At 63.8% G+C, this 11,355-nt stretch carries 10 protein-coding genes; 2 read left to right on the top strand and 8 right to left on the bottom strand.

The features are described 5' to 3' along the window. Positions 1-67 precede the first annotated feature (67 nt). The 7 genes from AD664_RS00985 to AD664_RS00955 form a co-directional block, all read right to left on the bottom strand. On the bottom strand, positions 68-1,027 hold the full coding sequence (locus AD664_RS00985; protein WP_053143792.1) for a D-isomer specific 2-hydroxyacid dehydrogenase family protein: 960 nt from the start codon (positions 1,025-1,027) through the stop codon (positions 68-70). Further along, complete coding sequence (locus AD664_RS00980) at positions 1,024-2,211, bottom strand: acyl-CoA dehydrogenase family protein (RefSeq protein WP_053143790.1); 1,188 nt, start codon at positions 2,209-2,211, stop codon at positions 1,024-1,026. The genes AD664_RS00985 and AD664_RS00980 overlap by 4 nt, the downstream gene beginning before the upstream one ends. Before the next feature lie 88 nt (positions 2,212-2,299). Then, positions 2,300-3,328, bottom strand: a complete 1,029-nt coding sequence (locus AD664_RS00975; RefSeq protein WP_152622895.1) for an ABC transporter substrate-binding protein — start codon at positions 3,326-3,328, stop codon at positions 2,300-2,302. Further along, on the bottom strand, positions 3,325-4,677 hold the full coding sequence (locus AD664_RS00970) for an LLM class flavin-dependent oxidoreductase (protein WP_053143788.1): 1,353 nt from the start codon (positions 4,675-4,677) through the stop codon (positions 3,325-3,327). The genes AD664_RS00975 and AD664_RS00970 overlap by 4 nt, the downstream gene beginning before the upstream one ends. A 13-nt stretch (positions 4,678-4,690) precedes the next feature. After that, positions 4,691-5,644: an ABC transporter substrate-binding protein gene (locus AD664_RS00965; RefSeq protein WP_053143787.1), complete on the bottom strand. Its 954-nt coding sequence runs from the start codon at positions 5,642-5,644 to the stop codon at positions 4,691-4,693. Positions 5,645-5,740: 96 nt separating this feature from the next. Further along, complete coding sequence (locus AD664_RS00960) at positions 5,741-7,324, bottom strand: rhodanese homology domain-containing protein (RefSeq protein ID WP_053143785.1); 1,584 nt, start codon at positions 7,322-7,324, stop codon at positions 5,741-5,743. Then, complete coding sequence (locus AD664_RS00955) at positions 7,321-7,929, bottom strand: cysteine dioxygenase (RefSeq protein WP_053143783.1); 609 nt, start codon at positions 7,927-7,929, stop codon at positions 7,321-7,323. Before AD664_RS00955 ends, AD664_RS00960 begins: the two co-directional genes overlap by 4 nt. A 239-nt stretch (positions 7,930-8,168) precedes the next feature. Here AD664_RS00955 and AD664_RS00950 point away from each other — a divergent pair, with 239 nt between their 5' ends. Further along, entirely contained in the window at positions 8,169-9,074 is a 906-nt protein-coding gene (locus AD664_RS00950) for a LysR family transcriptional regulator (protein WP_053143781.1), read from the top strand. Between the two features lie 128 nt (positions 9,075-9,202). After that, positions 9,203-9,997 (top strand): class II aldolase/adducin family protein, encoded by a 795-nt coding sequence (locus tag AD664_RS00945; protein WP_053143779.1) that lies wholly within the window; start codon positions 9,203-9,205, stop codon positions 9,995-9,997. Between the two features lie 59 nt (positions 9,998-10,056). Here the strand turns inward: AD664_RS00945 and AD664_RS00940 are convergent, their stop codons facing one another. Further along, positions 10,057-11,145, bottom strand: coding sequence for an LLM class flavin-dependent oxidoreductase (locus tag AD664_RS00940; protein ID WP_053143777.1), 1,089 nt, complete (start codon positions 11,143-11,145; stop codon positions 10,057-10,059). Positions 11,146-11,355 lie beyond the last annotated feature (210 nt).

Raw genomic sequence — 11,355 nt, 5'->3', positions numbered from 1 at the left:
GCTCCCACATGTGTCATGTGGCCCTTATGGGAGCATGGCTTGCCCGCGATGACGGAGAAAGGTGCAGCTAGTACCCGCGCTGTACGTTCGCCAGGTTCTGCAGTGTCGCCCCCGACAGGAAGCGTTCGAGGTTGGCGAGGAAACTGTCGGCAATCTCGTGGCGGCTGTTGCTGGAAATCGCCGAAGTATGCGGCGACAGTCGCACCCGTGGATGAGTGTAGAAAGGATGGCCGTCCGGCAGGGGTTCCGGTTCGGTGACGTCCAGCGAGGCCAGGCCGATGGCGCCGCTGTCCAGGGCCTCAAGCAGGGCGGCGTGATCGAGCAAGCCGCCGCGCGCGATATTGATCAGGTGCAGGCCCGGCTTGGCGCTGGCAAGCACCGCGGGGTTGACGATATGGCGCGTCGCGTCGGTCAGGGGCGCGGCCAGTACCAGGTGATCGGCGCGGGCGAACAAGTCATGGATCCCCTCCGCGGCTTCGACGCCCTCGACTTCGAACGGTGCCGGGCTCTGGCGCAGCGCCAGCACGTTGATGCCCAGCGCACGGGCCTTGGTCGCCAGGCTGCGGCCAATCGCACCGAAGCCGAGAATCCCCAGGGTGCTGCCCTTGAGCGGTGTCAGCGCGGTGAAGTTCCAGTGCGAGTCGTGCACCCAGATGTCCGGCAAGTGCTTGGCGGCGGCGAAGATCGCGGCCAGGGCAAATTCGGCGATGTTCTCGGCGGCGCTGCCCCGGGAGGTGCTCACGGGCGGGCCGTCGAACAACCACTGGGGATAGAAGTCGATGCCCGAGGACACCACGTGCACCCAGTTCAAGCCGTAGGGCCAGCCCGGTGGTGGTGTGTCCGGTGCCTGATAGCCGCGCACGTTGATCGGGCGGGCCAGCAGTACCCCGACGTCGGCGGGAAGGTCGCTGGGCACGCCGGCCGGTACGTCGAGGACCCTGGCCCCGGGGTGCGTCTGCGCGAGGCGCTGGCGGATCACGTCGTTGAACTCTGTGTCCAGTTGGCTGGCGATCACGAGCGGGCTCATGGGGTGTCCTTTTTCTGGCGTTGGGCGAACACCGCTTTGCCGACGCCTTGCAGCACGGCATCGTTTTGCGGGGTGTGGATGCGGCTGCACAGCACGTCGCGGTAGTGCCGTTGCAGCGGGTTATGCCGCGACAGACCGGGGTTGCCGGACGCTTCGATGGCCAGTTCGACCGCGGCAATGGCGTTGCTGGTCACCAGGTATTTCAATTGTGCGGCGTGCTGGGCCGGCGTGCGTCCTTCGGCGGCGGCATCCAGCAGGCTGCGGTTGGCGAACAGTAGGGTGTCGATCTGGCCGACGGTTTCCTGGAAGCGCGGCAGGGTCGACAGCGCGGCGCCGAGGTTGGACGGCTTGCGTTGCTCCAGCCATCCCACCAGCCAGTCGCGCGCGGCTTGGGCGACACCGTCGTAAACCGCCGAGAGCAAGACCGACATCCACAGGAAACCATCGCTGTCGAGTTCGGGCTGTGGCGCGCTCCAGGGGCTGACGCTGACGGCGTGATCCAGGGGCACCAGGACGTTGTCGAACAGCACTTCGTGGCTGCAGGTGGCGCGCATGCCCAGGTGGTCCCAATCCTCGATGATGCTGATCCCTGGCGTGTCCTTGTGCACCAGCCAGGCACCCACCAGCGGGTCTTCATCGGTGCTGCGTGCCCAGACGCTGAACCAGGTCAGACCATGGCTGCCGGTGGAGTAGATCTTGCGCCCGCTGATCCGCCAACCTTCGGAGGTGCGCCGGGCGATCGTCGCGGGCAGCCCGCCACGGGCCGGCGTACCCAGGTCGGGTTCGACCCGCAAGGCATTGATCAGCGCGCCGTCGTTCACGGCGTCGCGGGCCACTCGCAGGCGCAACGCCTCGGGCCAGCTTCGATTGTCTTGCAGGCGTGAATGCTGCAGGTACTGCATCACCAGGATCAACGCCGTAGAAGGTTCGCCCTTGGCGACCGCGCTGATGACTTTGCGGGCCTGCACCAGGCTCGCGCCGCTACCGCCCAGCGCCTTGGGCACCGTCAGGGCCAGCAGGCCATGCTCGTGCAGCAACTTGAAATTGTCCCGGGGGAAGGCACCGCTCTCGTCAAGGCGGTGGGCCGTGGCCGCCAATTGTGCACCGATGCTTTCGAGCACGGCGTCGAAGTCGGCGGCCACGACTGCTTGCAACTGGGGTGGGCGTAAGGAAGAAAGGCTCATGGTCAGTTCACTCGATCGAAAAAGATGGAAGCCGGATGCCCGGTTCTGGCGACCCGCTGCCGCGCAGGAGCAGGCCGCTGCAACAGGCTCACAGCGCGAGCAAGGGGAAATTGCGTTCCCACAGGGGGCTGACGTCGAGCCTTTCGCTGAGCACGCCGGCGTCGAAGAACAGGTCGGCGACTTCCTGCTGCGAGGCAATGGCTTGTTCACTCACGGCGATGATCTTCGACGGCTGGCTGCGTTGGTTGTGCATGTCGAGAAACACCGCCTTGTCGACACCCAGCAATCGCGCCGACTTGGTTGCCCAGGGCTCGGGGTTGTCGTTGATCCATTCCAGGGTGCGCGCCTCACGCTGGATGTAATCCTGGATCGCCTGCCGGCGCAGCGGGTCTTCCAGCGCCTTGGGGCGCGCGGCAATCAGGTAGTTGCCGGACAAGTAGCCCAGGGCGGTCTTGAGGACCCGGGCACCGCTGCGGAACTTGGCCAACTGGATGAACACGCCGTAGATCACCCACGCATCGAGTTGGCCGCTCTGGAATGCGCTGAAACCGTCCTGGGGCGTGAGCGCTACGGCGGTGATGTCGTTCATGGTCAGGCCCTGTTCCTTCAGGGCCTTGATCAGAAAGTAATGGGAGGTGGTAGAGCGCACGTAGCCGACCCGCTTGCCGCGCAATTGCCCGATGGACTCGACCGACGATTCCTTGGGAACCAGGAACACCTGGTTGTTCACGTCACCTTGCAGCACCGCGATCAGGCGCGGCTGGCGATGGCTCTGGATGGAAAAGATCGGTGGGATTTCACTCATCCCACCCACGTCCAGGCTGCCGGACGCCAGCGCCTCGACGATCAGGTTGCCGCCGGCGAACTCGGCGTATTCGACCTTGTAGGGCGTGTCGGCGGTGCCGGCATCCTCGAAGAAATAGGAGTCCTGGCCACGGTAGGTGGCCACCCCGAGGGTCAGCTCGGACAGGGACTTGCCCTGGGCGAACGCGCGCGGGGCGAAACCCAGTGTCGACAGGCCCAGGGCGCCAAGGGTGACGGCGCCGGCCATCAGGAAGCCGCGTCGATCGAGCTGCCCTGGCGCGAAGTGTTGTTTCATGACCGGAGGTTTGCTCATGCGACGGCCTCACTGCCCGTTGCCGGCTCAAGGACGTCATGGGTGTACCGGTTCGCCGGCACCGCCAGGCCCAGGTTATCGCGCAGGGTGTGGCCGCTGTATTCGCGGCGGAACACCCCGCGTTGCTGCAGGACCGGCACGACCCATTCGGTGAACGTCTGCAGGCCGTCCGGCAGCGGGGCGTTGATGATGAAGCCGTCGGCTGCGCCGTTGTCGAACCAGTGTTCAATGGCGTCGGCGACCTGTTCGGGGGTGCCGACGAAGTCCCGGCGTGGCTGGGAAAAGCGCAGGGCGACCTGGCGCAGCGTCAGGCCTTCGTCCCGGGCCAGTTGCTTGATCCGCTCGGAGCCGCCTTTCTGGCTGTTGGCGCCCAGGTCGCCCAGCTCAGGGAACGGAGCGTCCAGCGGGTACTGGCTGAAATCATGGTCGTTGAAGGGCCGGCCGAGCGCGACGATGGCGTCCTCGATACTCACCAGCGCCACCGCTTGTCGATAGCGCTCTTGCACCTGCGCCTCATCGCGCCCCACGATCGGACGAATGCCAGGCAGGATCGACAGGTGCTCGGGATCGCGGCCGAATCCGCTGGCGCGACGCTTCAGGTCCCGGTAATAGGCCTGGGCTTCTTCAAAGCCTTCGGCGCTGACGAAAATCGCGTCGGCGTTCTCGGCGGCGAAGTTACGCCCGTCCTCGGACGTACCGGCCTGGAAGATCACCGGCTGGCCTTGGCGGGAGCGGGCAATATTGAGTGGGCCCTTGACCGAAAAAAATTCACCTTTGTGCTCCAGCGCGTGCAGCTTGCCGGGGGCAAAGAACTCGCCCCGTTGCTTGTCGTAGACAAAGGCATCGTCCTCCCAGGAGTCCCACAGGCCCTGGACCACTGCCACGTGCTCTTTGGCGATCCGGTAGCGCACCGCGTGGGGCGGGTGCTCGGCCTTGCCGAAGTTGTTGGCGGTGCCGCTGAGCCACGACGTCACCACGTTCCAACCGGCACGCCCGGCACTGATGTGGTCCAGTGAGGCGAATTGGCGCGCCACCTGGTAGGGCTCGGTGTAGCTGACCGTCACGGTGGCCACCAGGCCGATGTTCGACGTCACGGCCGCCAGGGCCGAGAGGATAGTCAGCGGCTCGAAGCGGTTGAGGTAGTGCGGGCTGGATTTTTCATGGATGTGCAGGCTGTCGGCGATGAACACGAAATCGAACTTGGCGCCTTCGGCCAGTTGCGTCTGCTGCTTGTAGAAACCGAAGCTGGTGCTGGCATCGGGTTGCGCCTGCGGATGGCGCCATTCGCCCCAGCCATGGCCGACGCCGTGGACCATTGCACCGAATTTGAGTTGGCGTTGCTTGCTCATGGTTCTGCTCCTTTTAACGCGAAACCTGGGTCAGTGGGGCACGCTGGGTGTTGAAGCGCTTGTCGAAGCCTTGGGAAACGTCGATGCGGCGGGTCAGCAATCCTTCTTCCCGGTAGATGTCGGCGGTCGCCTGCAAGCCGCTGACCACCGCGTCGTCGATCAATACCGGCTGCATCTGGGTCGCCTTGGCCACCTCCAGGTGCACCGCCAATGGCAGGCCGGTGATCCTGGCCTGGGCGGCGGCATATTCGGCAGGGTGTTCGTTGCTCCAGCGGAAGGCCCGGTCGATCCGGGCGACAAAGTCATCCAGTTGCGGGCGCTTGTCGGCGATGGCTTGTTGGGTGGCGGCCAGGTAGAGGTGATTACTCAGCAGGTGGCTGCCGCTGACCAGGACCCTGGCCTGGCTTTGGGCCGTGACCACGGTGGTGAAGGGGTCCCAGGTAGACCAGGCATCCGCGGTGCCGTTATCCAGCACCAGCCTGGATTCGCTGGGCAACAGGAAGACGAATTCCACGTCTTGGGTGCTGAGGCCGACGTTGCGCAGGGCCTTGATGGCCAGGTAGTGCCCGATCGAGCCACGGGTGGTGACGATGCGTTTGCCCTTGAGGTCCGAAACCTCCCTGATGGGGGAGTTCTTGGGGACGAGAATGGCCGTGGTATTGCGCCCTTGCGCATGAATGATGCTGACGACCTTCAGTGAGGCCCCCGCGCCCAAGGCAAACACGTAGGGGGCATCGCCCAGGGCGCCGATGTCCACGGCGCCGGCGTTCAAGGCCTCGCCCAGTGGTGCGGCGGCGGGGAATTCGGAAAACTGGATGGCGTAGGGCACGTCCTTGAGTTCACCGGACACTTCCAGCAGGGCTTTGAGGGTGGATTTCTGATTGGCCACCCGCAGTGGTTGTAGGTCGTCTGCGTGAGCAGTGCCGAACACGAGGGCGATTAACAGTAAGGGTAGGGACAGGCGCATGGGTGGAACTCCAGGCTAAGCGTTGCATTCAGCGCCTCCGCCTGGAGAAGGGGTCGGCTGGTCCGGGTCAGGGCGATCACTCGCCCCCTTTTGGGTTCAGATCACATAGAAACCGTGGGTGCCGTCGCGGGCCAGTTGGTCCACGAGGCCGAACTCCCAATCGAGATAGGCTTGCATGGCCTCATGCGGGTTATCGGTGCCTTCGTAGGGGCGGCGATAGCGATCGATGGGCGCAGACACCAACCGGGTCTCGCCATGCGCCAGCGGCCGCTGGGCGGCGATCCAGCCGGCCGTGCCGTCACGCAGCAGGAACACGGCCTGGCCGGTCAGGCGTTCGACGTCCGGGATTGCCCATCGGGCCAACTGGCCGCTGCCGCAGGTCAGGACATAGCGCTGGGCCGACGGCACCTGGGCCAGGGCTTCGCTTAGTTGACTGCGCAGCAACCACCATGCCCCCGGGATATGCCGCTTGATGTAGTTGGCGCTGCTGGTGAAGTCCAGTACCACGGTGTCACCTTCGGCCAGCCACTGTTCGAGGGTGTCAGGGCTGATCTCTTCGGCTTGCGGCGGGACAGGCACAGGGGCTTTCCAGGGGCCCTGTTCGCTGAAGTGGCCGGGGTGCAGATCATCCAGCACGTGCACCTCCCACCCCAATTGCGCGAGCCAGGACGCCGACATGTTGGCCCGCACACCGTCATCGTCGACCAGGACCAGGCGAGCACCGCGTACGCTGGCGAAATGATCGGTCTCCTGGACCAGTTGCCCGCCGGGCGTGGACCGGGCCCCGGGCAGGTGGCCGGCTTCGAATTCTTCCGGGGTGCGTACATCAAACAGGTAGGTGCTGCGTGTAGCGTCCGCTTGCCAGCGGTGCAGGTCCGCGAAGGTGGCGCGACCGACCCGTGCCTGATCGGCAACGCGGCGGGCATCGCGGGCGGCGATGTCGCGATGTTTTTCCTGGGTAGGGGCGAACCGGCGTGACTGGCCGTGCTCCAGCACCTGGCCGGCCAGGGTCCAGCCAATCGTACCGTTGCGCAAGGCCGACACCGGGTTGGCGAGGCCGGCGTTGATCAACGACTGGGTGCCGATGATGCTGCGAGTACGGCCGGCGCAATTGACCACGATACGGGTCGCCGGGTCCGGCGCCAGTGCCCGCGCCCGCAACACCAGTTCCGCCCCGGGTACGCTGATGCCGCCAGGAATGCTCATGGTCTGGTATTCGTCGAAACGGCGAGCGTCGAGCACCACCACGTCGGCTTCGCTGTCGAGCAGCGCCTGAAGCTCTAGCGCTGCGATCGAGGGGGTATGGCGCTGGCTTTCCACCAGCTCGCCAAAGGCCTTGCTCGGCACGTTGACGTCGATGAACAACTCGCCACCCGCGTCGCGCCAACCGTCCAGGCCACCTTCGAGCACCGCGACATCGACGTAGCCCAGCGCTTGCAGGCGCTGCGCCGCCAGGCCCGCCAGGCCTTCGCCACGGTCATAGACCGTCACCGGGGTGTCGCGCCTCGGGATGCGCGCAAACACCTCCAGCTCCAGCCTGGACAACGCGATGTTGGCGGCAAACAGTGGATGGCCCTGGGCGAACGGCGCCTCTTCACGCACGTCGACGATGGCCAGCTCTTCGCGGTTCAGCAACGCCTGGCGGATCTCCGAGTAGGAGCGGGTACGTACAGTGCTCATAAGGCTTGGCTCTCTTTGGACAGGTCCCAGATGTTGGGGAGCAGGGTGTTGGAATACCCGGAGATGAACAGCTTTTCGCTACCGTCGGGCTGGTACACCGCGCGGCGTACGGCACCGATGTTGGCGCCATAGACGTGAATGCTGATGGAGACCTGGTCAGCGAAGGCATTGCTGACCTGGTGGATGTCGCCGACCTTGGGCGAGACGGCCTCGACCTGGCCCGGCACAAGCCGTATCGGCGAGCCCTCGGGCACCAGGCTGCCATCAGGGTGGCGAGCGAAGCCTTGAGAGTCTTCTGCGCCGCGCAACAGGCCGATCAGGCCCCAGACCCGGTGATCATGAATCGGCGTGCGTTGTCCCGGCCCCCAGACAAAACTGACCACGCTGAACCGCTGCCGGGAATCGGCATGCAGCAGGTATTGCTGGTAGCGCTCGGGGTCTGGTTGGGCAAAGGTGTCGGGCAGCCAGTCGTCATGGCTGACCAATTGAGCGAGCAACTTGCCGCCGCGATGCAGCAGGTCGCCTTCGCGAAGGTTGCCGTCGATCAGCTCGGCCAAGGCGCCTACGAATGCTCTGAGTCTTTCCGGGTGTCGGGCCTGGGTCATGGCGATTCCATCGTCGTTATGAAAGGATCTGCCATGATTTAAGCATAATGATTTTTCTTAATATGCTATTTTTTTATGATTAGGTTATAGCTGAAAGGAATTTAGAACCCTTGTGAATAGAGTTAGATGTTATCGATCATTGCGTTGGGCTATCCAGTCACGGGCAATGGCACTATGCTTTTTCGCCATGGGTTATGCTTTTCAAACATTTTATCGACTGTGTTCCATGTGCGGGCCAAATGAAAATTGATGATATCGACGCCTTCGTCGAAGTGATTCGCTGTCAGTCCATCAGCCATGCCGCCGAGACGTTGCAACTCACGCAACCGGCGATCACACGGCGCGTGCAGAACTTCGAGCAGGCGCTGGGGGTGGAGTTGTTCGACCGCAACACCAAGCCGCTCAAGCCGACCCTGATTGGCACGCGAGTCTACGAGCAGTGTCGCCTGATCCTGCGGGAGATGGATGCCTTGCGCGAGCTGGTCGCCACCGATGCGCCGCCTACCGGTTTGTTGCGCCTGGGCGTTCCGCAAACGATCGGCGACGTGGTGCTGCTCGATGCGCTCAAGCATCTGCGCTTCGCGTATCCGGAACTGCGTGCGCAGGTGGCGACAGGTTGGGGCAGCCAGTTGGTCGGCAAGATCGAACGCGGCGAGCTGGACGCCGCGGCGGCGTTGTTTCCCGCCGGCAAAATTTTCCCCGACAACATCATTGGCGAGTCGATCGGCAAGATGGAGTTGGTGGTGGTGTGCGCGAAGGCGCAATTGCCCAAGCGCCCCAGCAAGCTGGCGGACGTCTACCAGAACGGCTGGATCCTCAACCCGGACGGCTGCGGTTTCCGCGCCGGGCTGCAACGCACGTTGTCCGACCAGGGGCTGGCCCTGCGGGTCAACCTGGAAACCTTCGGTACCGAGTTGCAACTGGGCCTGGTCGCCGATGGCCTGGGCCTTGGCCTGGTGCCGCGCCCGCTGTTGGAACGCAGTGTCCATCTCGATCAACTGGCGGCCATGCCACTCAAGGACTTCAAACCGGTGATGGACCTGTGGCTGATCTATCCGCATTTTCTCGGCAACCTGCAAGGGCCGGTGGAAGCCTTCGGCAAGCTGGTCGCCGGATCGTTGCAGAAGATCAAGAGCGCTGCGTAACGCTGCCGGGGAGGCTGTATATAATAAAAAAAAATGATAATTAGCTTAGATTAAAATGTGCTTTTTATTATTTTTGGCCTTCCCCTAGGCTTGCTGGAGATCCTTAAGGCCATCCAGGAAGTTTTGCCATGAGCAGCGTCAGCCCGCTATCCAGCGTCTTGAAACATGTTCGCCAACGCGTCAGTCCCGAAGAGTGGGAAGTGCGTGTCAAACTGGCCGCCGCCTACCGGCTGGCGGCCTTGTTCAAGTGGACCGACCACATCTACACGCATTTTTCCGCGCGGGTGCCGGGGCCTGACGAGCATTTCCTGATCAACGCCTTCGGGTTGCTGTTCGACGAAATCACCGCTTCCAATCTGGTCAAGGTCGACATCGACGGAACCCTGGTCGACGACCCGACGGGCCTGGGCATCAACTATGCCGGGTACGTGATCCACAGTGCGATTCATGGCGCCCGCCCGGACCTTCAAGCGGTGCTGCACACCCACACCCGCGACGGCATTGCCGTTTCCGCCCAGCGCGATGGCCTGTTGCCGATCTCGCAGCATTCGATCGCCTTTTCCGGGCGCGTGGCTTACCACGGTTACGAGGGCATTGCGCTGGACCTGGACGAGCGCGAGCGACTGGTGGCGGACCTGGGCGACAAGAGTGTGCTGATCCTGCGCAACCACGGGCTGTTGACCGCGGGTGTCAGCGTCGAGCATGCCTTCCAGCAGCTGCAAAGCCTGGAGCGTGCCTGCAACATCCAGATCGCGGCCCAGGCGGCGGGCAATGCCGAGCTGATCTTTCCTCCGGCCGAGGTGGTGGCCAAGGTCGAGGCACAGGCCGAAGCATTCAAGCGCGGTGACGGGCCGGGTGTCGCGCGGCACTGGAACGCGCTCATCCGGCAGTTGGAAAGGACCGACGTCGACTATAAGGATTGAGTGATCGCACGGGCAGGCTGCTCAGCAGCCTGCCCGTGGCTTTTCGGGGGGCGCGTGTTTCAAGCGACCTTTTCAGCCGCCTGGCGTTCGCGATCGGCGATCAATTGGCGGGTCAGCGGGATCAGGCGCTTGCCATAATCGATGGCGTCCTCGAGCGGGTCGAAGCCGCGAATCAGGAAGGTGGTGATGCCCAGGTCGTAGTAATCGAGCAGGGCTTCGGCCACCTGTTCGGCAGTGCCCACCAGGGCGGTCGAATTGCCTTGCGCGCCGAGCAGGCCGGCAATGCCGGTCCACAGCCGTTTGTCCAGGCGCGAGCCCTGTGCTGCCGCCGCCAGCAGGCGTCGCGAGCCTTCATTGGGTGGCTCGCGACGCACGAACCCATTGCGCTCGGCCAGTGCGCCTGCCTCTTGCAGAATGCGTTCGGCGCGTGCCCAGGCCTGTTCCTCGGTGTCTGCCAGAATCGGTCGCAACGACAGGCTGAAACGAATGCTGCGACCATGCCGGGCCGCTTCGGCGCGCACTTGGTTCACCACCTCGCGCACCTGTTCGTAGGTTTCGCCCCACAGCGCATAGACATCCGCGTGCTTGCCGGCCACGGCAATGGCGGCCGCCGATGAGCCGCCGAAGTACAACGGGATATGCGGCTGCTGTGGCGACTTCACGTCGGAATGCGCGCCCTCGACCTGGTAGTACGTGCCTTGGTAATCGAAGGGCGTCTCGCGGGTCCATTCCTGGCGCAGCACATCAAGGTACTCGTCGGTGCGCGCATAACGCTCGTCCTTGCCGATATGGCTGCCGTCAGCACGCAATTCTCGATCATCGCCGCCGGTGATGATGTGCACGGCGGTGCGTCCGCCGTTGAACACATCCAGGGTGGTGAACTGGCGTGCCGCCAGAGTGGGGGCCGCGAACCCCGGGCGATGGGCGATGAGGAACTGCAGTCGCGTCGTCACGCTGGCGGCATGGGACGCGATCAGCGTGCTGTCCGGGCTGTTGGAGTGGAACGCGATAAGAGCCCGGTCGAAACCGGCCTCCTCGTGGGCGCGGGCCACTTTCTCCACATACGCGGGCTGCAGCACGGGGCCGCTGCGCGGGTGGATTTCCGAGGCGTGGTGGCCGCCGATGAAGCCGATGAATTCAATACTCATGGTGGGGGTCCTTTCAATGAATGGGGTGTTTGAAGCCTCCACCGGGCAAGGGGTCGGTCCGTGACAAAAAGGTAGTCGCAGCCGGGAAGTGCTGTGAAATGCCGATTTGTTCTATGTTAATTATAAAAAATATTGATCAATATTTAGCTTGTGTATCAGTTCTATGCATTTTGTGGGTGGATGTCCGTGCGCCGCGAACGGCGCGGCCTG

Origin of the sequence: Pseudomonas sp. P97.38, from assembly GCF_001269745.1 — a bacterium.
Lineage (GTDB): Bacteria > Pseudomonadota > Gammaproteobacteria > Pseudomonadales > Pseudomonadaceae > Aquipseudomonas > Aquipseudomonas chlororaphis_E.
The sequence above is the reverse complement of the archived record's forward strand: the minus strand, read 5'-3'. Positions and strand labels throughout refer to the sequence as shown.

Bases quoted from the DNA above. Each gene is read 5' to 3' on its own strand.
- AD664_RS00985 (WP_053143792.1), bottom strand. From the start codon at position 1,027: ATGAGCCCGCTCGTGATCGCCAGCCAACTGGACACAGAGTTCAACGAC.
- AD664_RS00980 (WP_053143790.1), bottom strand. From the start codon at position 2,211: ATGAGCCTTTCTTCCTTACGCCCACCCCAGTTGCAAGCAGTCGTGGCC.
- AD664_RS00975 (WP_152622895.1), bottom strand. From the start codon at position 3,328: ATGAGCAAACCTCCGGTCATGAAACAACACTTCGCGCCAGGGCAGCTC.
- AD664_RS00970 (WP_053143788.1), bottom strand. From the start codon at position 4,677: ATGAGCAAGCAACGCCAACTCAAATTCGGTGCAATGGTCCACGGCGTC.
- AD664_RS00965 (WP_053143787.1), bottom strand. From the start codon at position 5,644: ATGCGCCTGTCCCTACCCTTACTGTTAATCGCCCTCGTGTTCGGCACT.
- AD664_RS00960 (WP_053143785.1), bottom strand. From the start codon at position 7,324: ATGAGCACTGTACGTACCCGCTCCTACTCGGAGATCCGCCAGGCGTTG.
- AD664_RS00955 (WP_053143783.1), bottom strand. From the start codon at position 7,929: ATGACCCAGGCCCGACACCCGGAAAGACTCAGAGCATTCGTAGGCGCC.
- AD664_RS00950 (WP_053143781.1), top strand. From the start codon at position 8,169: ATGAAAATTGATGATATCGACGCCTTCGTCGAAGTGATTCGCTGTCAG.
- AD664_RS00945 (WP_053143779.1), top strand. From the start codon at position 9,203: ATGAGCAGCGTCAGCCCGCTATCCAGCGTCTTGAAACATGTTCGCCAA.
- AD664_RS00940 (WP_053143777.1), bottom strand. From the start codon at position 11,145: ATGAGTATTGAATTCATCGGCTTCATCGGCGGCCACCACGCCTCGGAA.